The 20,916-nt window shown below is 37.2% G+C and carries 19 protein-coding genes; 18 read left to right on the plus strand and 1 reads right to left on the minus strand.

The features are described from left to right. The first annotated feature begins 50 nt into the window (after positions 1–50). A complete protein-coding gene (locus ACW2QC_RS05725; protein WP_457543023.1) occupies positions 51–539 on the plus strand; it encodes an RsfA family transcriptional regulator in 489 nt (162 codons plus the stop codon). Between the two features lie 87 nt (positions 540–626). Here the strand turns inward: ACW2QC_RS05725 and ACW2QC_RS05730 are convergent, their stop codons facing one another. Next, the gene (locus tag ACW2QC_RS05730; RefSeq protein WP_457543024.1) at positions 627–1,118 is read right to left on the minus strand and encodes an N-acetyltransferase; all 492 of its coding nucleotides are present in this window, start codon (positions 1,116–1,118) and stop codon (positions 627–629) included. A 185-nt stretch (positions 1,119–1,303) separates the two neighbouring features. Here ACW2QC_RS05730 and ACW2QC_RS05735 point away from each other — a divergent pair, with 185 nt between their 5' ends. The 17 genes from ACW2QC_RS05735 to ACW2QC_RS05815 all read left to right on the plus strand — a co-directional run bounded on the left by ACW2QC_RS05735 (position 1,304) and on the right by ACW2QC_RS05815 (position 20,770). Then, positions 1,304–2,182, plus strand: a complete 879-nt coding sequence (locus ACW2QC_RS05735) for a 2-dehydropantoate 2-reductase (protein WP_457543025.1) — start codon at positions 1,304–1,306, stop codon at positions 2,180–2,182. Positions 2,183–2,184: 2 nt separating this feature from the next. Then, a complete protein-coding gene (locus ACW2QC_RS05740) occupies positions 2,185–2,568 on the plus strand; it encodes a DUF3397 domain-containing protein (RefSeq protein ID WP_457543026.1) in 384 nt (127 codons plus the stop codon). A 377-nt stretch (positions 2,569–2,945) separates the two neighbouring features. Continuing rightward, positions 2,946–4,571 carry a bacillithiol biosynthesis cysteine-adding enzyme BshC gene (gene bshC, locus ACW2QC_RS05745; RefSeq protein WP_457543027.1) on the plus strand — a complete coding sequence of 542 codons (1,626 nt, stop codon included), beginning with the start codon at positions 2,946–2,948 and terminating at the stop codon, positions 4,569–4,571. A gap of 566 nt (positions 4,572–5,137) precedes the next feature. Beyond that, a complete protein-coding gene (gene mraZ, locus ACW2QC_RS05750; RefSeq protein WP_457543028.1) occupies positions 5,138–5,569 on the plus strand; it encodes a division/cell wall cluster transcriptional repressor MraZ in 432 nt (143 codons plus the stop codon). A gap of 26 nt (positions 5,570–5,595) precedes the next feature. Further along, a complete protein-coding gene (gene rsmH, locus ACW2QC_RS05755; RefSeq protein ID WP_457543029.1) occupies positions 5,596–6,576 on the plus strand; it encodes a 16S rRNA (cytosine(1402)-N(4))-methyltransferase RsmH in 981 nt (326 codons plus the stop codon). Beyond that, positions 6,573–6,944, plus strand: coding sequence for a cell division protein FtsL (gene ftsL, locus ACW2QC_RS05760; protein WP_457543030.1), 372 nt, complete (start codon positions 6,573–6,575; stop codon positions 6,942–6,944). The genes rsmH and ftsL overlap by 4 nt, the downstream gene beginning before the upstream one ends. Positions 6,945–6,956: 12 nt before the next feature. Beyond that, positions 6,957–9,152 carry a penicillin-binding protein gene (locus ACW2QC_RS05765; RefSeq protein ID WP_457543031.1) on the plus strand — a complete coding sequence of 732 codons (2,196 nt, stop codon included), beginning with the start codon at positions 6,957–6,959 and terminating at the stop codon, positions 9,150–9,152. A 111-nt stretch (positions 9,153–9,263) separates the two neighbouring features. Then, positions 9,264–11,207: a stage V sporulation protein D gene (locus tag ACW2QC_RS05770; protein WP_457543032.1), complete on the plus strand. Its 1,944-nt coding sequence runs from the start codon at positions 9,264–9,266 to the stop codon at positions 11,205–11,207. Between the two features lie 104 nt (positions 11,208–11,311). Beyond that, on the plus strand, positions 11,312–12,784 hold the full coding sequence (locus tag ACW2QC_RS05775; RefSeq protein ID WP_457543033.1) for a UDP-N-acetylmuramoyl-L-alanyl-D-glutamate--2,6-diaminopimelate ligase: 1,473 nt from the start codon (positions 11,312–11,314) through the stop codon (positions 12,782–12,784). Then, a complete protein-coding gene (locus tag ACW2QC_RS05780) occupies positions 12,785–14,149 on the plus strand; it encodes a UDP-N-acetylmuramoyl-tripeptide--D-alanyl-D-alanine ligase (RefSeq protein ID WP_457543034.1) in 1,365 nt (454 codons plus the stop codon). Between the two features lie 5 nt (positions 14,150–14,154). Then, positions 14,155–15,171, plus strand: coding sequence for a phospho-N-acetylmuramoyl-pentapeptide-transferase (mraY, locus tag ACW2QC_RS05785; RefSeq protein ID WP_457543035.1), 1,017 nt, complete (start codon positions 14,155–14,157; stop codon positions 15,169–15,171). Beyond that, the gene (gene murD, locus ACW2QC_RS05790) at positions 15,168–16,514 is read left to right on the plus strand and encodes a UDP-N-acetylmuramoyl-L-alanine--D-glutamate ligase (RefSeq protein WP_457543036.1); all 1,347 of its coding nucleotides are present in this window, start codon (positions 15,168–15,170) and stop codon (positions 16,512–16,514) included. Before mraY ends, murD begins: the two co-directional genes overlap by 4 nt. A 132-nt stretch (positions 16,515–16,646) precedes the next feature. Next, positions 16,647–17,759: a stage V sporulation protein E gene (gene spoVE, locus ACW2QC_RS05795; protein ID WP_457543037.1), complete on the plus strand. Its 1,113-nt coding sequence runs from the start codon at positions 16,647–16,649 to the stop codon at positions 17,757–17,759. Positions 17,760–18,191: 432 nt separating this feature from the next. Then, positions 18,192–18,980: a cell division protein FtsQ/DivIB gene (locus tag ACW2QC_RS05800; protein ID WP_457543038.1), complete on the plus strand. Its 789-nt coding sequence runs from the start codon at positions 18,192–18,194 to the stop codon at positions 18,978–18,980. Beyond that, on the plus strand, positions 18,964–19,665 hold the full coding sequence (locus ACW2QC_RS05805; protein ID WP_457543039.1) for a DUF881 domain-containing protein: 702 nt from the start codon (positions 18,964–18,966) through the stop codon (positions 19,663–19,665). Before ACW2QC_RS05800 ends, ACW2QC_RS05805 begins: the two co-directional genes overlap by 17 nt. 5 nt (positions 19,666–19,670) lie before the next feature. Continuing rightward, on the plus strand, positions 19,671–20,402 hold the full coding sequence (locus tag ACW2QC_RS05810) for a DUF881 domain-containing protein (protein WP_457543040.1): 732 nt from the start codon (positions 19,671–19,673) through the stop codon (positions 20,400–20,402). After that, positions 20,402–20,770 carry a small basic family protein gene (locus ACW2QC_RS05815; protein ID WP_457543041.1) on the plus strand — a complete coding sequence of 123 codons (369 nt, stop codon included), beginning with the start codon at positions 20,402–20,404 and terminating at the stop codon, positions 20,768–20,770. Before ACW2QC_RS05810 ends, ACW2QC_RS05815 begins: the two co-directional genes overlap by 1 nt. The last annotated feature ends 146 nt before the right edge of the window (positions 20,771–20,916 follow it).

Consider the following 20,916-nt stretch of genomic DNA (forward strand, 5'->3'; position numbering starts at 1 on the left):
CTACTTTTTGCATACATTTTATAGCAAACAAGAATGTAAGGAGGGGTGTTATGGAAGCAACACGTCAAGATGCATGGACGAAAGATGAAGATGTTATTTTAGCTGAAACAGTAATTCGCTATATTAGAGAAGGCCAAACACAGCTAGAGGCTTTTAAAGATGTGGCAAAGCAGTTATCACGTACATCTGCTGCTTGTGGGTTTCGCTGGAATGCAACCATACGCAAACATTATCAAGACGCCATTCATAATGCAAAGGAAGAACGAAAACAAGCTGGAAGAAAAAAAACAGCATGGAACTATGTGGAACCATCAGAACATGCGGAAAAAGATCCAATCGCAACAGCTATATCGCTATTGGAAAAAATGAAAATAAATTATTCTGCGGAAAATCAGTTAACACAAAAGGAACAAGAGAAAATTATTAAACATCTTGAACAGGAAAATGAAAAGTTAAAAGTTCAGTTACAACGCTATGAAGGGGCATGGAAAGAAATGGGGAAGTTGTGGAATTGGGTGACTGAACAAACGAAAGAATAGGGAATTATCATATTGATAGTTGAATAAATAGGTAAAAAGACATGAATGTGAATAAGCATCATTCATGTCTTTTGCTTTTAGAAATAATTACTTTTCTGTTGATTTCAAGTCTTTTTCATTTATTCCATTAGGCATCCAAATTAATGGGTTTTCTCCAAAATCGCGTTCCATTTCGTACTTCGCTTTTTGGAAACCCATCTTTTCCCAGAAACCTTGGGAGTTAATACGAGGATTTGTTTTAATTGGCAGATTATAGCTTTTTGCAAATTCAACCAAAGCCTTACCATAATTGTTTCCTCTATAATCCGGTAGCACCTCGAGCTTCCACAGTACTAAATAATCATGCGCCGGTTCAAAGTACAGATCGTATTTTTTATCCATTTTGTACAAGCTCATACGGGCCACAAGTGCATTACCGAAATAAATCCCGTAGAATGGTGATTCGCTATCATTTTCCACAATGTTACTTTGTAAGTCCTCTAACATGGATAGTTCCTGGTTACCATATTCCTTGAATCGCTTGAATTTCTCCAGTGTTTTATAATTAATTAGCAGTCTTTCAACTTTTACATCGTTCATAATCCAATGTCCCCCTTATCGTAAGAATTATTATAATTCACTTTTCGTATATATTCTTTTATTATAATATAAATAGACACGGAATGAAATCAACATGGCAGGAAAAAACGATTGAGCTTTAACGGAAAACAAGGTTATTGATGCAATGAACAAAAAAGTGATTTAAAAAAAGAAGGTGACAAGGTGTGAAGATTGGGGTTATTGGTGGGGGATCTATCGGTTTACTGTTGAGCTGGTATCTTTCTGGAGTGCATGAAGTCACTATTTATGTACGAAGAAACCAACAAAAAAAGTCGATAAATGAGTATGGGGTTTGTCAAACACAACACTCTGATTCGCGCACTGTTAAAGCATTGTTAACTGAGGAGTTAAGACAAGAAGATTGTTACATTGTCTGTGTTAAACAACCACAGCTCACAAACGTAATGTCGTACATAACAAAATTGGGATCAAAGGCACCTTTCATTTTTTTGCAAAATGGGATGGCGCACATCGACCAGGTAAAAAAATTAGCAGCGCCAGTATTCCTTGGAATTGTTGAGCATGGTGCACAACGACTAAATAGTTGTACGGTTGCACATACGGGACAGGGTCTGATTAAACTAGCTACCTATGATGAGGAGCTAGAAATGCTAAAAACGGTCGTCACGAATTTAAATCAGCCGAATTTCCCTATACAAATGGAGAATGATTGGTTGTCTATGCTTAGTGAAAAACTCGTCGTTAATGCAGTTATTAACCCATTGACAGCTTTGTTTGAAGTTTCAAATGGAGAAGTGATCCACAACCCGTATATTGTTACGATAGCGAAGGAATTATGTCTTGAGGCATCTATGGTGCTTGAACTACCTTTTTTGGAACAGTGGAAGCACGTCCTTGCTGTAGCTGAAAAAACCAAAGAAAATGTGTCATCAATGTGGAAAGACCTTCAAGAAAATCAACAGACGGAAAACGAAGCGATTTCTGGCTTCTTACTAAATCATTCTAAACAGAATATTCCGTATACATCGTTTGTTTATAACAGCATGAAAGCATTGGAAAGAAAAAAGGGGAATAAAGATTAGGTATGTTTGATATTGTTGTTTATTTTATCGCGTTTTTAATTACAGTACCTATCATCGCAACGTGGATTGTCTATCAAATTTCAGTGAAAATCCATCGGCAAAAATGGCGAGCGATTCACACTGCTGTTAACTGGACGACCATTTTATACATACTAGCTGTTACTGGTCTTTTTACTGTTGTTTTTAACCATGGCTTTTTTGGTTGGATTTTGATCTTCTTAATGATGGCGCTTTCCATTATTATTTTTTTGCAATGGAAAACGAAGATGGAGGTTGAATTTAAGCGTGCATTTAAAGAATTTTGGCGATTTTCATTTCTGTTATTTTCGTTTTTATACCTATGTTTAGTATTAATTGGGCTAATACAGCAGGTTTTCTTCTTTTAAATGTGAGTTCAAAAAGTTGCTAAATTTGGAACACGTCAATAGCCAACATCGACATTAGCACGTCCTCGAAAAAGAAATAAGCTTTTTCTTCGTGCGATGTATCTCTGTCGTAGCCTTCCTTGTCCTGTGCATCGAAGGTCGAGGCGGCGTAGTCTTGAGGACCGGGCTTGCACACGAGATGCTGACTTCTATGTTGCCCACAGGACGCGGGCGGGCTTAGTAGAAGTTCTTTTATAGCCAACGAAGAGATTCGCCGTTTATCATTTGGTGACTTTTTGAACAACCTCTTTATAAAACAGATTACATGAAATTTTTTATTGTTTTAGGTACAATACGTAGTGGACAATACTCATTATCTTTAAAGGAGCATGTAATCTATGCGGATTGACCCTATTCAATTACAAAAACAATCTAAACTAATGAACGATTACCGTTCAAATGAAATACAAATAACAAACTACTTCGATTATCAACCTTTTTTGCAATCTACATACCAAACAAGGGTCCAAGATTTAAAAGGGCGTGTTTTTAATAGAGAGCAACTTACAAAAACGCTAACCGCTATAAATAACCAATGGGATGCTCCTGATTCTACATATAAAAGCATTGAAAGATTAAAAGAAAACAATAGTGTAGTTGTCATTGGTGGTCAGCAAGCAGGACTTTTAACAGGACCAATGTATACGATAAATAAAATCATTTCGATCATTCAGTTAGCACGACAACAAGAGAAAGCATTAGGGGTCCCTGTTGTGCCGGTCTTCTGGATAGCTGGTGAAGACCATGACTTTGATGAAATCAATCATATTTTTTTACCAGAAGTTCCGGAGATGAAAAAACATAAATTACTGCAACGTGTTGTCGACAAAATGTCTGTATCAGCTATTGAAAAAGATGATGTGATTGCAAATCAATGGATAGATCATTTATTTGAGCAGTTAGTAGAGACAGGGTATACAACGAAACTATATAACACCATCAAAATGTGCTTAGATAAATCGGCAACATATGTTGATTTTTTTGCTCGGATCATTTATCAATTATTTGCAGAGGAAGGGGTTGTACTCGTTGACTCTGCACACCCTGAGTTACGCAGGTTAGAGAGCGAACACTTTCTAATGATGTTGGAAAATCAACCTAAAATAAGTGAAGGAGTATTTAATTGTGAGCAACAGCTAAATCAATCTGGTTATGCTATTTCATTAGGTGTTGAGCCTGAGGATGCGCATCTTTTCTTCCATCATGGCAATGAGCGGATTTTATTAATGCGCAATCGTTCAGGGGATTGGGTTGGTAAACAGAATGAGATTTCTCTAACGACAGAAGAATTGGTTACTATTGCCAAAACAGAGCCAGAGCGTTTAAGTAATAATGTCGTCACAAGGCCTTTAATGCAGGAATTACTTTTTCCGAGCTTAGCGTTTATTGGTGGTCCTGGTGAAATCAGCTATTGGGCAGCATTAAAACCAGCTTTTCACGCATTAAACATGGATATGCCACCTGTCGTTCCGCGCTTATCATTCACATTTTTGGAACGGAATGTGGAAAAATTAATAAATAAATACGGAATAACAGGGGATCGAGCAATTAATCAAGGTGTGATCAAGGAACGAGGGAATTGGTTGGCGTCCCAAAGTAATCCACCAATTAAACAAATGACAGAGCAGCTTAAACATGTAGTGAAAGAAGCACATCAACCACTTCGAGACACTGCAAGGAGTTTTCGTGCGGATTTAGGGGAATTGGCTGATAAGAATTTAGCTTATGTGTTTCGTGATATCGAGTATTTGGAAACGAGACTGACGAGAGCCTTGGAAGAGAAATATGCAAAAGAACTATATGAATTTGATGTGATTGATACCGCATTACACCCTAATAATGGGTTGCAAGAACGAGTTTGGAATCCATTACCATTGATTAATCGATATGGTATCAATTTTATAAAACAATTAATAGAAACGTCTTGTTCGTTTGAAAATGAACATTACCTTGTATATATATAATTCAACTTTCGCAGCGTAAAATGGACAAATAAGCCTTTGTAGAATGAGGGAGGATGGAGATTCACTGCTCAAGTTGACTTTGGATTAATCACATTTGAAACAAACTGTGACACAGTGAAAATTCTCTTTAATGATGACTGAGTGCTTGGATTCCGCTCCGGCAGAATACTTCGCTTTCTGTGGGCACGGCCTCAGCCTCCTCGCGGAAAACCGCTGCTGCGGGGTCTTCAAGTTTGCCTCGGCTAACTGCGTGATCTTATTTTATTGTGCGAAGGTTGAATATATAATATTTTTGTTCCACCACTTTTCACCACGAAAAGATGAAATGCTGTCTTTCTGAGCTTGAATCGTATGTTTGCATGTATTAAAAATGCCGGTATAGGGAAGTTGTTACCCATTTTTAGTCATGATTTACCATACAGTCAGCTTAAGGGAAGATAGCTTTTTTTTACCTTAAACCTATGACTTTTTACCTAATTTTTGAGACGACAAAATTTATTTTAAAATTAAGTGGTGAATTGTGGAGGGATGTGGTAAGATAGGAACATGAAAGTGGGGAGAACCATATGTTCATGGGTGAATTTCAACATAACATTGACACAAAGGGAAGAATTATTGTCCCCGCTAAGTTCCGGGAAGAGCTTGGTGAAAGCTTTGTTGTAACCCGGGGACTTGATAAATGTTTATTTGCCTATCCCATGACAGAATGGAAACTATTGGAAGAAAAGTTAAAAAAACTCCCGCTTACCAAGAAAGATGCTAGAGCATTCACACGTTTTTTCTTTTCGGGTGCGGTCGAATGCGAAATAGACAAACAGGGCAGAATAAATATCCCACAGCCTTTAAGAAACTACGCAACATTAGATAAAGAATGTGTAGTTATAGGCGTATCAAATCGTATTGAGTTTTGGGCAAGTGAAAATTGGGATGATTATTTCAATGACTCTGAAGAATCATTTGCTGAGATTGCCGAAAATTTGATGGACTTTGATATTTAATTTGACGCAAAAAAGCAGGTGTAATTATGTTTGAACATTATAGTGTTTTAAAAAATGAGGCAGTAGATGGTTTAGCAATTAAACCAAATGGTACATATGTCGATTGTACAGTTGGTGGAGGAGGCCATTCGGAACAAATTGCTTCCAAATTAAATGAAAATGGGCTACTTGTTGCTTTTGACCAGGATGTAGATGCACTAGCTGCGGCACAAACAAGGCTAGCATCATACCAGGACAAAATCACATTCATCCGGGCGAATTTCCGCAGTCTTGAACAAAAACTTCTAGAATATAATGTCAAACATGTAGATGGTATATTGTTTGACCTTGGTGTTTCATCTCCACAATTAGATCGTGGAGAGCGGGGGTTTAGTTATCAACATGATGCTGAGCTAGATATGCGTATGAATCAGGACCAAGATTTAACTGCATTTGAGATTGTCAACACATGGTCATATGAAAATCTAGTAAAGATTTTCTTTAAATACGGTGAAGAAAAATTTTCAAAACAAATAGCGAGAAAAATCGAAACGCATAGGGCTACAGAACAAATCCACACGACACATCAATTGGTTGAAATCATTAAGGAAGCAATCCCTGCACCTGCACGAAGAAAAGGCGGCCATCCAGCGAAGCGAATTTTTCAAGCATTAAGGATTGCGGTGAATGATGAATTGGCAGCATTTAATGATGCATTGCACCAAGCTGCAAGAGTTATCGCTGTGAATGGACGAATTTCGGTGATCACCTTCCATTCGCTTGAAGATCGGTTATGTAAACAAGCCTTCAAAAAATGGAGTACCGCGAAACAAGTGCCAAAAAATTTGCCCATTCTCCCAGCAGATCATGTAGCACCATTCAATTTAATAACTAGGAAACCGATAAATCCGAGCGATCAGGAATTAACGTCAAATCGTCGGTCTCGATCAGCAAAATTACGCATCGTCGAGAAAATTAATCCATGGAATGAAGATTTTACATATGAGGAAGGGTGGAAAAAATCATGAGTGAAAATAGTGCTCGCAAATGGGAACAAACATATTCAACACATGCCCCAAAAGAGAAGCAAATTTCTGTCGTACGTAAAACAAGCTGGATTACGAAGGGTGAAAAAATGTTGTATTCGATCATATGTATTTGTTTAATTGCAGCAGGAATATATATGGTTTCTTTTTCATCCTCAACCGATAGCATGAATCGAGATTTACAGTCAGTCGAACAGACGATACAGAAACAGAAAGTAAAGAATGAAGGGTTGCTTTATGAAAAGAAAGAGTTATCAAGACCAGAACGTATCACATCAATAGCTAAAAAACATGGATTAAAAATACAAGATGCAGAAATTAAGCAAGCAAGTGCACTAAACAACAACTAAGGCGGTTGTGTTATGAAAAAAAATAAAACGACACACTTCATGTCAGGAATCTTGATTCTCCTATTTGTTTCGATCTTTTTAATCTTAACGGGCAGATTTCTCTATATTCAATCAACAGGGGCAATTAATGGTGTTTCCCTTGATAAGTGGGCAGACCAAAAACGGACAGCGTCTTATTCCTTAAATGCCGGTAGAGGCAAAATTTTTGATAAGAATGGCATGACACTTGCCTATGATCGCCCTACATTTCGTATTTATGCAGTCGTTAATAAAAAATATTCGATAAACTCTGAGGAGCCACACCATGTAAAAGATCCGGAAAAGACTGCGGAAGTGTTGGCTCCTCTATTGGATGTGGAAGAAAGTTTTATTCTTGATATATTACAAAAGGGAATTAAAGAGGGCAAAGACCAGGTTGAATTCGGAACTCCTGGTAAAGAGCTTTCACAAAAAACAAAAGATAAAATCGATGCATTGGATTTACCTGGGATTAAATTTGAAAAGGAATCTATTCGCTATTATCCGAATGGCATGTTTGCCTCACAAATTCTCGGTTTTGCCCGTAAGCAAGAAGGTAAAATAACGGGCGTTACTGGAATAGAGAATGAAATGAATAAAATTCTAAGCGGTGAAAATGGACACATTTCTTATCAACGAGATAAATATAATACAAAACTATTAGATCCAAATGAAGTAATAAAAAAACCGGAGAATGGTGGCAATGTCTATTTAACGATTGACCAAAAGATTCAGACATTGTTGGAAGATGTTATGTCTCAAGTGGATAAGAAATATGAACCGGAGCGAATGACCGCCATTGTGATGAATCCGAAAACGGGTGAAATTTTGGCAATGAGTAATCGACCAAGCTATAACCCTAATAACCCTACGGATGTTAAGAATTGGTATAATGATGCGATATCAACGCCATTTGAGCCAGGATCAACGATGAAGATGTTTACATGGTCGGCAGCAATTGAAGAAGGTGTCTATAACGGGGAAGAATGGTTTGAGTCGGGCAGCTACAAAATAAGTGACCGAAATAAGCCAATTCGTGATTGGAAACAGTCATGGGGATCTATAACGTATGATGAAGGATTTCAACGTTCATCCAATGTTGCTGCAGCTAAACTAGTATGGGAGAAAATCGGCCCGGAAAAATACATGGATTATTTAAAAGCGTTTGATATCGATCAAGAAACAGGGATTGATTTACCTGGAGAAGTACCTGGTCAGATATTGTATAATTGGCCAATTGAAAAAGTAACGACTGCATTTGGACAAGGCACCACCATGACACCGATTCAGCAGATGAAAGCAGCTTCGGCAATTGCAAATGATGGAAAAATGATTAAACCATACGTTATTTCAAAGATAACCGACTCAGCAACAGGAGAGGTTATGAAAGAAAAATCTCCAGAAGTAGTTGGTCATCCAATTTCTAAAGAAACGGCAAAACAGGTAAGGGATTTAATGGGAACTGTTGTAACTGGAGAAAACGGAACAGGTAAAATTTATAACTTGGAAGATTATTCGATTGCTGGGAAAACAGGAACTGCGCAAATACCCGATTCAGAAAATGGTGGCTATTTAATAGGACAGGAAAACTATATTTTTTCTTTTCTAGGTATGGCACCGAAAGATGATCCGGAACTAATGATGTATGTATCGGTGAAACAACCGGATTTAGACGAGGAAAACTATGAATCTGGTTCTGTACCGGTTTCGTTTGTTTTTAATAATGTGATGAAAAATAGTTTGCGTTATTTGAATATCGAACCGGATAAAGAGGGAAAAGAAGCAGTTAATTCGATTAATGTGCCAAAAATAAAAGGTGAAAATACTAAAGCACTTAAACAAACGCTTACCGATCTGGGCTTACAAGTAATAGTTGTTGGATCAGGAAATAAAATAGTAGATGCAAATGCAGTAAAAGGGGATAAACTGTTGCAGAACGACCGGATCATTTTACTAACAGACAAACCAACAATGCCAAATATTACAGGCTGGTCGATGCGAGATGTGTTGCAACTGGCAGATTTACTGCAGGTGAAAGTCGAAACCTTGGGAAATGGCTACGTTAATAGTCAAAGTATCAAAGAAGGAACATCTGTGAAAAAGAACGATTACTTAGGTGTTGAACTCGCGCTTCCAGATGAAGAGAAGACAGATGAAAAAGTAGCAGAAGAATCAAAAGCACAGGAATAAAATAGTAGTAAAGATATAATCTAGCATAACGAACCTTAAGAAACAGTGTTCTATTCATATTTCTTCGTTCATATAGTGGATACAAGCCTACCTATGAAAAGGGGATGGAAGATGAAACGTGTATCTGCTGTTACCGTAAGAAAACGAATAGTCACTGTTTTTCTTTGTGGATTATTAGTACTCGCAGTTATTATTATTCGCTTAGGCTATGTCCAATTTATAATTGGTGACAAGTTAATGGCCAAAGCGAATAACTCCTGGACAAGGGATATTGAATTTCAGCCAGAACGAGGAAAAATTTTAGACACCAATGGTGATATATTGGCTGAAAATGTATCTGCCCCTTCCGTTGTAATAGTGCCGAGGCAAATAAAAAATCCACAAAAAACTGCCGAACAACTGGCAAAGGTTTTAGATTTGTCAGTTGAAAAAGCATATGAATACGTTACCGAGAACAGTTCACAGGTAAGTATTCATCCAGAGGGAAGGAAAATTTCTGAAGAGCAGGAAGAAACAATTCGAACACTTAATCTTGATGGTGTTTATTTGGCAAAAGATTCAAAGCGAAGTTATCCAAATGGTGACGATTTAGCGCATGTTTTAGGTTTTGCCGGCATCGATAATCAAGGATTAATGGGCTTAGAGCTCTATTACAATGACAAACTGAGTGGAGAAGAAGGAAGTTTATCCTTTTACTCGGATGCTAAAGGCAAGAAACTAGAAGATTTAGCCGACATTTACAAGTCACCTGTCGACGGTCTGGATTTAAAAACGACTATTAACTCCAAAGTGCAAACCATTATGGAACGGGAGCTTGATTTAGCCGTAACAAAATATAATCCTGATGGTGCTCTGGCGATAGCGGTTGACCCAAAAACCGGTGGAATACTTGGTATGTCGTCAAGGCCGAATTTTGATCCAGAAAATTATCAGGAAGTTGATTCAGACATATTTGACCGTAATTTACCTATATGGAAAACCTACGAACCTGGATCAACATTTAAAATTATTACGCTAGCCGCTGCTTTAGAGGAAGATCAAGTGGACTTGGAAAAAGACACATTTGATGACGATGGTTCTATTTCTGTCGGTGGTGCAAATTTGCATTGCTGGAAAAGTGGCGGGCATGGACATCAAACTTACTTAGAAGTCGTGCAAAACTCCTGTAACCCTGGTTTTGTTAACTTAGGTCTAGAACTAGGTAAAGAAAAATTATTTTCCTATATCCGGGATTTCGGTTTTGGTAAGAAAACAGGAATTGATTTGCAGGGGGAAGGAAACGGGATTCTATTTAAACCAGAAAATGTTGGACCAGTAGAATTAGCGACGACGTCATTTGGACAGGGTGTATCTGTTACTCCAATTCAGCAGGTCATGGCAGTGGCAGCTACGGTGAATGGTGGGTACTTATACAAACCCCACATTGCTAAAGAATGGATTGACCCACGAACGGAAGAAGTTGTTGACTCCGTTAAGACTGTTACCAAAGATAGGGTTATTTCTGGCGAGACATCTAAAGAGGTGCGCCGTGCATTAGAAAATGTCGTAGCGAATGGTTCTGGTAGGCCAGCATATGTTGATGGATATCGCGTTGGTGGGAAAACAGGGACAGCCCAAAAGGTTGGTCCAGATGGTAGGTATATGCAAAATAACTATATTGTTTCGTTTATCGGTTTTGCCCCTGCAGACGATCCAGAAATTGTTGTTTATGTTGCAATTGATAATCCGAAAGACACGGTTCAATTTGGTGGTGTGGTAGCTGCACCAATTGTTGGAACGATTATTGGTGATAGTTTACGAACATTAGGCATTGAGCCAAGAGAAGGTGGGCTGGAAAAAGATTATCAATGGCCAGACCAACCAAAAGTGGAAGTGCCGGATTTAGTAGGCCTTAAAAAGGGTGAGCTAACTGAATATCTGACAAACTTATCGATTGAAACAAATGGTGCAGGTGATTATATTATTGATCAAGCACCACAGCCTGGAACAAAAGTAGAACAAGGTTCAAAAATCAGAATTTATTTTTCCGATAAAAAAGATCGTGAATCGGATTAAATTTTGCTATAATCAATTATAAAAGAGGGTGGATCCACCCTCTTAAAAACGTATCCATATGAGAATACATATGTAGGATATTTTATTTAGTTAGGATGTTTAACATGAAAATAGCTGATATTCTTTCCGTATTGCCATTCTATGACGTTACGAACCTAATGGAGGGCATGGAAATCAACGCGATCGAAATGGATTCTCGTGAAGTAAAAAGTGGTGATCTATTTGTCTGTATTAAGGGATATACAGTTGACGGACATGATTATGTTCAACAAGCTGTTAATAATGGAGCAGTTGCTATTCTAGCAGAAAAAAGGCTTGATGTGGATGTCCCTGTCATTATTGTTGCAGACACGTCTCGTGCTGCCGCAATGCTCGCAACTAAATTTTACGATTACCCGACGAGAAAATTCCCACTAATCGGTATTACTGGAACAAATGGGAAAACAACGGTTACTTATCTGTTGGAGACCATATTTAAACAATTTAAAAAGAAAACGGGTGTAATTGGAACGATCCAGATGAAAATCGGTGATGAGAGCTATCCAGTGAAAAATACGACACCAGATGCATTGTTTTTACAAAAAGTGTTTGATCAGATGGTAAAGGAAAATGTAGAAACGGGTATTATGGAAGTATCATCCCATGCACTTGATCAAGGACGGGTATTTGGTTGTGACTTTAATATAGCGATTTTTACAAATTTGTCACAAGACCACCTGGATTATCATAAAGATATGGATGATTATTTACGTGCTAAAAGTCTTTTGTTTGCACAATTAGGGAATACTTATCATGACAAACAGAAAAAATTTGCCATTATCAATCAGGATGATCCGGCAAGCAAAATCCTAAAACGAAGTACGGCACAACATGTATTAACTTACGGTTGTAAAAACGAAGCACAGATTATGGCGACTGATATACAATTAGATGCAACCGTAACAAACTTTATTTTAAAAACGCCGAAGGGTGAAATAGCAATCAATAGCAAACTCATTGGTATGTTTAACGTATACAATATGTTGGCGGCAAGTGCAGCGGCAATTGCTGCAAATATCCCGCTATCAATTATTAAAACGGCATTGGAAAATATAACTGGTGTTAGTGGTCGTTTTGAACCCGTCCTTACTGGTCAATCATTTGCTACATTAGTGGATTATGCTCATACACCGGATTCGCTGGAGAATGTGTTACAGACAATTAAAGGTTTTGCAAAGCAAAACGTATATGTTGTTGTCGGCTGTGGTGGGGATCGTGACAAAACTAAACGTCCGTTGATGGCGGAGATTGCCTTAAAATATGCCGATCGAGCAATATTCACATCTGACAATCCGCGTACAGAGGATGCCCAATCCATTTTGGACGATATGACGGATGGATTAGAAGAAGATCATTTTGATGTGATTACAAATCGTAAAGAAGCAATCATTCACGCAATTGAACTTGCAAAAGCTGATGATATTGTGTTAATTGCCGGTAAAGGACATGAAACATACCAGCAAATTGGGAATGTGAAATATGACTTTGATGATCGGCAAGTAGCTAGAGAAGCAATTCAAGCTAAGGAGAATAGATAAATGTTATTTACGACAAATTGGCTTACCCGCTTTTTTACTGATTTTAAAGGGACAGCGTTAGAAGCAATTTCGATTGATGCTGTAATAACTGATAGTAGAAAAGAAACAAAAAATGCATTATTTGTTCCGCTTGTTGGTGATAATTTCGATGGTCATGACTATGTCAAGCAAGCATTTGAAAATGGTGCTGTAGCGGTGGTGTGGAACAAACAAAAAGAACTGCCCGCATTTTTGCCAACTGATTTTCCCGTGTTTTTCGTTGATCATACACAAAAAGCATTACAAACGTTGGCGGCAGCATATAGGGAAGAAGTTGATCCCATTGTAGTTGGTATAACTGGGTCGAATGGGAAGACAACAACGAAAGATATCACAGCTGCTGTCATGTCTTCAACATATCGGACTCATTGTACAGAAGGAAATTTTAATAATCATATCGGATTGCCATTAACGGTTTTATCGATGCCGAATGATACAGAAGTACTTGTACTGGAAATGGGAATGAATCATTTTGGCGAAATAGAAGAGCTTTCTAAACTTGCAAAACCAGATTATGCAATCATCACGAATATTGGCGAGTCCCATATCGAATACCTTGGGTCACGCGAAGGTATTGCAAAGGCAAAGCTAGAAATCATACAAGGTCTGAAACAAGATGGTTGCCTCGTTATTGATGGTGATGAAGCATTATTGAAATCACTAGATAAAAAGTCTAATGTTATATCATGTGGGTTTCAAAGAAATAATGATGTCATCATTAAACAAGCCACAATAAATCAGAACGAAACTGTTTTTGTTTTGTCTGATGGACATGAATATAAAATTCCGTTATTAGGGAAACATCATGCTAAAAATGCAACGTATGCTATAACACTTGCATCTCGGTTGAGGATACCTAAGGAAGTAATAATACAGGCATTACGTACATTGGCGTTAACATCTATGCGGTTTGAAATGTTAACTGGTACGAACGGTGTATCGGTTATTAATGATGCCTACAATGCTTCACCGACATCAATGAAGGCGGCTATTGAGGTTGTCAAACAAATGACGGGCTTTAACAATAAAGTCTTGATTCTTGGGGATATGTTTGAACTTGGGCAACATGCTGGTGATTTACACCAATCCGTTGCAACTGTCATCGATGATTCTATATCAGCCGTATTTACTTTTGGCGAACAAGCCGCATTGATTTCCCAAGCAGTTAACCGAGAAAACACTTCTATTGTTTGTAATCATTTTATAACGCGTAAAGAGTTGATAGATGCCTTGGAAGCTTATTTAAAACCAGATGCACTTTTATTGTTTAAGGCTTCACGTGGCATGCAGTTTGAATCGTTTGTTAACGCAATAATACATCCATAAGTTATATGGACGGTTTTGTACGAGGAGGAGAAACAGTGAATATATGGGTATTAATCATAACAATAGGAATCGCATTTCTAATAACCGTCCTTTTATCACCAATAGTTATTCCATTTTTACGGCGATTAAAGTTTGGACAAAGCATTCGTGAAGAAGGACCAAAATCCCATTTGAAGAAAACAGGCACCCCTACAATGGGTGGTGTAATGATTGTAATTAGTGTTGTTATTACGTCATTAATTATGGTTAGTAAAATTAGTTCGACCCCGATTGGATATGAGCTTTGGTTATTAATCTTTGTAATCGTGGGATATGGCCTTTTAGGCTTTTTAGATGATTTTATTAAGGTTGTAATGAAGCGTAATTTAGGCCTGACATCAAAACAAAAAATGCTTGGTCAAATAATAATCGCGCTTGTCTTTTATTTTATTTTAAACGCTAATGATTTCCCAACATATATCCAAATTCCAGGTACAAATATTCAATGGGAACTAGGATGGGGCTATGCATTACTAATAATTTTTATGTTAGTAGGTGCATCGAATGCTGTTAACCTAACAGATGGACTGGATGGCTTATTGGCAGGAACAGCGGTGATTGCTTTTGGAGCCTTTGGAATTTTAGCATGGTATGGCTTTCCGCAAAGTGAAGTACTCATATTTGCTTTAGCAGTTGTTGGTGCGTTACTTGGATTCCTATTATTTAATGCACACCCTGCAAAAGTATTTATGGGGGATACTGGTTCATTGGCACTTGGTGGGGCAATTGCAGCCATTGCAATCCTAACAAAATTAGAAATCATTTTAGTTATTATTGGTGGCGTCTTTGTGATTGAAACACTATCCGTTATTATTCAGGTTATTTCATTTAAAACAACAGGTAAACGCGTGTTTAAAATGAGTCCATTGCATCATCATTACGAACTGCTAGGGTGGTCTGAGTGGCGAGTTGTAACAACATTTTGGTTAATTGGACTTATTTTTAGTGCGCTTGGCATATATATCGAGGTGGGCTTGTCTTGAAAAAACTAACTGATTTTCCTTATCAACATGTACTTGTCTTAGGTTTAGCAAAGAGCGGAACAGCTGCAGCAAAATTATTACTTCACAATGATAAGCATGTACGAGTTAACGATGTGAAAGCATCTAAGGATGATGAAATCGTCAAAGAATTAATTAAGACAGGTGCGGAAGTTATTGTAGGATCGCACCCTCTTTCTGCCTTGGAAGGTATCGAGATTGTCGTTAAAAACCCTGGGATTCCATATGATAATCCCATTGTTAGCGAAGCACAAAAACGTAATATTCCAGTTATTACGGAAATCGAACTAGCTGGAAATATTGTTGAAGGATCAATCATTGGAATCACAGGTTCGAATGGAAAAACAACAACAACCATGCTGACAACTCAGATACTTGAGGCTAGCAAACAAGGGGTTCAGATTGCCGGGAATATTGGGACTGTTGCTACTGATGTTGCCAGCACATTAAAACCACATGAAAGATTAGTTGTGGAGCTCTCTTCGTTTCAATTAATGGGTATCCAAACGTTCAAGCCTAAAGTTGCCGTACTGTTAAATATTTTTGAAGCACATTTAGACTATCACGGTACATTTGCTAACTATAAAGCAGCAAAGTGTAATATTTTCAAGAACCAAGACAGTGACGATTATCTTGTTTATAATGCGGAAGAACCAATTGTTGTCGATGCTGTTCAACATGCCAAAGCAACAAAGGTTCCGTTTTCTGCCAAAAAACGGATGGAAAATGGTGCATGGGCTGATGATAGTAGCATTTATTTTAAAAGAGAAAAAATAATTGATTTAGCAGAAATTGTACTTGTTGGTGAGCATAACCTGGAAAATATTTTAGCCGCAGTATGCGCGGCAAAATTAAGTGGTGCAACAAATGAAGGGATACAAGCCGTTTTGACAACTTTTTCTGGTGTGAAGCATCGATTACAGTATGTTGATACAATTAACGGTAGACTTTTTTACAATGATTCAAAAGCAACGAATATTTTGGCGACACAAAAAGCATTATCATCGTTTCAACAACCAATTTTATTGCTTGCAGGTGGTCTGGATCGCGGTAATGGCTTTGCTGATTTACTACCGTATCTGAATAACGTTAAGACGATGGTGTTATTCGGGCAAACGAAAGAAAAATTGAAAGAGCTTGCTGATGAAGCGGATATTCATTCAGAACTGGTACACGATTTAGAATCAGCTGTTAAAAAAGCGTATGAAATGTCAAATCCTAATGATGTTATACTCTTGTCCCCGGCTTGTGCTAGTTGGGATCAGTATCGTACTTTTGAAGAAAGAGGAGACATGTTTATACAAGCTGTGCATACATTAATGTAGGGGCTTGTTTCAAACTTTGTCAGAGATAAGAAGTCGAAGGTCGGATTGCTAGTATTCTGGATGCGGTCCTTCGGCCTGAATAATGAGATGAAATAATGCCCCGATTCCAATCATGGATATGGGGTGTTTCTTTTGTTTCGAAATTTATTTAAGCAGCAAAATGCACCAGATTATACGTTACTTGGTGTGATTCTAGCATTATTACTTGTTGGCATTGTGATGGTTTACAGCTCATCCTATGTATGGGCCGAATATAAGTATGGTGACAGTATTTTTTATTTGAAGCGACAACTATTGTTTACTGGTGTTGGTCTTGTTGGCATGTTCTTTATCATGGCGATTCCTTATGGCACGTGGCATAAATATGCGAAAGTTATATTGTTTAGCTGTTTTGTCTTGTTACTGCTTGTATTAGTTCCAGGTATTGGAATGACAAGAGGTGGGGCACAAAGTTGGATAGGGGTTGGGGCATTTAGTATCCAACCATCAGAGTTTATGAAGCTTGGACTGATTATTTATTTGTCTGTCTATTTGGCAACAAATCAAAAATACATCACTTCGTTTAAAAAGGGTTTTTTACCATCGCTTTTGCTTGTGTTTACTGTGTTCGGATTAATCATGCTGCAGCCGGACTTAGGAACGGGTGTCGTACTTGTTTTAACGTGTATGGTCTTAATCTTTACTGCTGGTGCTAAATTGTCACACTTCATTGGGCTTGGAGGTCTTGGACTTGTAGGCTTTTTATTACTGATTATTTCTGCACCATACCGGATTAATCGTATAACTGCTTTTTTAAACCCGTGGGAAGACCCACAAAACACCGGATTTCAAATTATTCAATCACTTTATGCGATTGGACCAGGTGGATTAATGGGACTTGGTCTAGGGGAGAGTATACAAAAATACTTTTATCTGCCTGAACCGCAAACGGATTTTATTTTCGCAATTCTTGGTGAGGAACTTGGTTTTATTGGCGGAACCGTCGTTATTGGACTCTTTGGACTGTTATTTTGGCGGGGAATAAAAATTTCACTAGCTGCGCCAGATCCATTTGGACGCTTCTTAGCACTTGGCATAGTGTCGATGTTAACAATTCAAGTGATGATCAATATCAGTGTTGTGATCGGGCTAATTCCGGTTACTGGAATAACGTTGCCCTTCTTAAGTTATGGTGGATCCTCGTTGACACTAACACTTTGTTCGGTTGGGGTTTTATTAAATGTTAGTCGGTATTCAACGCTGTAATGGAAAAATTGTTTTCGCATTGTCTGTTCTTTCAGCCCTGCAACTAAAATACACGTATACTCCTGTGGGACAAGTGGTCAATGTCAGTCCACACAGTAAGGTATGGAGGCCACTGAAAAAGACGCTTTTGTAACAGATGAATAATTGTAAAGAAAAAGGAGACTTTTCATCCAATATGTTGATGAAAAGTCTCCTTTATTTTACACTTTTTCATTTTCGAATATGGTCGTTATATCAATTATCCGTACATAAGGGCCGGAAAAAAGCAAATAAAGACGAAACGTTGTTGTGACAGACCTTACAAATTAAAAAAACAAGGTAATGTGTACTACATATCCAAGCATAATCTATGATATAATTTTTGTAACAAGCGAAACGGCATTTTTGATGTGTCGTTTTATTTGTTAATTTATTGATAAAGGAAGAAATAGAATGGGCAAAAAGAAAATTGTTTCGATTGAAGACCGAATCCCTAAATTGAAACAAGCTCGGAAAAAGAAGGCAAACAGAAGATTAATATTTTATCTATCTATTTTTTTCCTATTGATAGCGGTCATTGTCTATTTGCAATCACCATTAAGCCATGTGAAAACAATCACCGTTACTGGTAATCAATTTGTTTCAAACAAAGAGGTTATCAACCAAAGTAAACTAACAACCAAAACAAATATATGGACAATTAATGAAGCGAAAGTAAAAGATGCACTGAAGAAAAATCCCTCCATTAAATCGGTTGAAATTGAGAAACAACTCCCATGGACAGTTAACATTCAATTGAACGAATATGAACGGGTGGGTTATGTAAGTAATAATGGTGATTTTTACCCGGTATTAGGAAATGGAAAAATATTAACAAAGCTTAAACAAAAAACAACTAACGGGGATGCACCACTATTAATGAACTTTTCGGACAAGTATTATTTACATAAGATGACAAATGAGTTACAAAAGCTACCAAAAAGTATTTTAAATATTATCTCGGAAATTCATTGGAAACCTACAGATGAAAATAAATATAAAATTTTACTCTACATGAATGATGGCTATCTTGTTGACGGAACGATTAGAGGCTTTTCGGAAAAAATGAACGTTTATCCATCTATTGTGTCTCAACTAAATCCGGATAATAAAGGGATTGTCCATATCGGTGTTGGTGCTTATTTCGAATCATTTGACAAAGAATCACAAGAAGGGGAAACGGACGATGAAATTGAGGGGTAAGCACGCTGTCATTTCGCTTATTCTGTTGATTTCCGGTTTTTTAGTGACATTCAGCTATCAACAAACAACGGAAAATCCCAAAGTTGTCCAATTGTCAGAAAAAAAGTGGGAAGAAAATTATCAATTTCGCCAACAAGCGATTGAATTAGTTGATAAAAATAAACAGCTACGGGATGAATTAGAAGAAAACTTGCAAAGAATTCAGGAGTTGGAAACTAAATTTGCTAATCAAGAGGAGCTGATTGGCAAATATGTTGAACAAAAGAAACGATTGCAAATTTTAAATGGAGACCTTACTGTTGGTGGTGATGGCGTCACGGTTACGTTATGGGATGCTAACTATATTCCTAATGAGCAAAACGCGAATGATTATATGGTACACGAAAGTCACATACATAAAATTGTTAACGAACTATTTAGTGCAGGCGCAAAAGCAGTAGCTATTAATGGACAACGTGTATTAAAGGATTCATATATTGCATGTGTTGGACCAGTGATAACAGTTGACGGTGTAGAATATCCTGCACCATTCGTTGTGAGTGCAATTGGTGACCCTGACGTACTCTATCCAAGTATTACATTAACAAATGGAGTTCGTGATCAATTGGTAAATGAAAATATTGAAGTCGGTGTAAGCGAAGAAAATAATCTGGTGATAAATGGCAAACATGCAGGGGAACAGTGATTAGTATGAAATCGAACTATAAAATAACCATCTTAATTATGTTTGCACTTGCTGGTTTTATTATTGCCATATCATTTCAGTTTTTCCAAGAACCAAAGAAAATAGATACGAGGGACACAAGGGATACTTGGGAATTAAAAGCTGATATTCAAAAGCAACAAAAAGTACAGCAAAAATTATATGCTGATATTCAAGAATCAGAAAAGATTATTAAAAAGTATGAGAAAGAGTCTGTAAATGAAACGATCGAAACGTTAAAAAAATCGGTCCAAAAACTAAAACAGGAAACGGGATTTATAAAAGCTGAAGGGAAAGGTATTGTATTTACATTAGCCCCTTTGTTTCAGGATGATCCCAATAGACAAGCATATCCAACAATGTCACCGGAACTTTTAAGCAGGTTCATGAACGAGTTAAATAAGTACGGTGCTATGGATACTGCGATAGAAAATGAACGTATCATAAGTCTTACAGCGATACGCGATGTTAATGGTAGTGTCTATGTCAATAATCATCCAATTCCTTCTCTACCTTTTGATATTACTGTCTTAGTTGATAATCCTGAAAAGTTACAAAGCTATATTGAATATAGTAATATTCGCGATGCATTTGCCGCTGAAAACATCAATTTAACCAGTGTAACGAAAGAAGAGCTTACACTTCCTGCATATGACGAGGAAATCCGCTTGAATTCAGTTGATGTAGAAGATGCTAAAGAAACGGATGGAGAAAAATAATGTGGTTACCTATTCTTTTTTTACTATTTGGGGTTATGTTAGGATTGCTAACAGATGTTCAAATTCCTGACGCATATACAAGTTATTTGTCAATTGTAATACTTGCGGTATTTGATACGCTATTTGGCGGCATCCGTGCGCATCTCGAAAAAAATTTTGATGACAAAATTTTTATTAGTGGTTTTTTGTTTAATAGTATATTAGCAGCATGTTTAGCTTTCATTGGTTTACAATTGGGAATTGATTTATACCTGGCTGCAGTATTTGCCTTTGGTGTGAGACTTTTCCAAAATTTAGCGATTATTCGGCGACATGTAATTGAAAAGTATTATTATTTTAAGAAAAAAGAAAAAAGTAATGGAAAATAAAAGGAATATGAAGGTTTTTTGTAGAATTACTCTATATATCTTTTATTTTTATGTGTATTCCTTTAGGATTTTAATTTATAATAAAAGAATAGAAGAAATGTGAATCTATCTGAAACATTTAATCAGATGCTTCTGAATTGGAGGTG

It is taken from the genome of Virgibacillus sp. FSP13 (assembly GCF_054048505.1).

What these genes read in the sequence shown, in the direction of transcription:
- ACW2QC_RS05810 (WP_457543040.1), top strand. Translation starts at nt 19,671, where the DNA reads ATGAAATCGAACTATAAAATAACCATCTTAATTATGTTTGCACTTGCT.
- ACW2QC_RS05725 (WP_457543023.1), top strand. Translation starts at nt 51, where the DNA reads ATGGAAGCAACACGTCAAGATGCATGGACGAAAGATGAAGATGTTATT.
- ACW2QC_RS05805 (WP_457543039.1), top strand. Translation starts at nt 18,964, where the DNA reads ATGAAATTGAGGGGTAAGCACGCTGTCATTTCGCTTATTCTGTTGATT.
- ACW2QC_RS05800 (WP_457543038.1), top strand. Translation starts at nt 18,192, where the DNA reads ATGGGCAAAAAGAAAATTGTTTCGATTGAAGACCGAATCCCTAAATTG.
- ACW2QC_RS05815 (WP_457543041.1), top strand. Translation starts at nt 20,402, where the DNA reads ATGTGGTTACCTATTCTTTTTTTACTATTTGGGGTTATGTTAGGATTG.
- ACW2QC_RS05765 (WP_457543031.1), top strand. Translation starts at nt 6,957, where the DNA reads ATGAAAAAAAATAAAACGACACACTTCATGTCAGGAATCTTGATTCTC.
- bshC (WP_457543027.1), top strand. Translation starts at nt 2,946, where the DNA reads ATGCGGATTGACCCTATTCAATTACAAAAACAATCTAAACTAATGAAC.
- ACW2QC_RS05730 (WP_457543024.1), bottom strand. Translation starts at nt 1,118, where the DNA reads ATGAACGATGTAAAAGTTGAAAGACTGCTAATTAATTATAAAACACTG.
- ftsL (WP_457543030.1), top strand. Translation starts at nt 6,573, where the DNA reads ATGAGTGAAAATAGTGCTCGCAAATGGGAACAAACATATTCAACACAT.
- mraY (WP_457543035.1), top strand. Translation starts at nt 14,155, where the DNA reads ATGGACGGTTTTGTACGAGGAGGAGAAACAGTGAATATATGGGTATTA.
- mraZ (WP_457543028.1), top strand. Translation starts at nt 5,138, where the DNA reads ATGTTCATGGGTGAATTTCAACATAACATTGACACAAAGGGAAGAATT.
- ACW2QC_RS05770 (WP_457543032.1), top strand. Translation starts at nt 9,264, where the DNA reads ATGAAACGTGTATCTGCTGTTACCGTAAGAAAACGAATAGTCACTGTT.
- rsmH (WP_457543029.1), top strand. Translation starts at nt 5,596, where the DNA reads ATGTTTGAACATTATAGTGTTTTAAAAAATGAGGCAGTAGATGGTTTA.
- ACW2QC_RS05740 (WP_457543026.1), top strand. Translation starts at nt 2,185, where the DNA reads ATGTTTGATATTGTTGTTTATTTTATCGCGTTTTTAATTACAGTACCT.
- ACW2QC_RS05775 (WP_457543033.1), top strand. Translation starts at nt 11,312, where the DNA reads ATGAAAATAGCTGATATTCTTTCCGTATTGCCATTCTATGACGTTACG.
- ACW2QC_RS05780 (WP_457543034.1), top strand. Translation starts at nt 12,785, where the DNA reads ATGTTATTTACGACAAATTGGCTTACCCGCTTTTTTACTGATTTTAAA.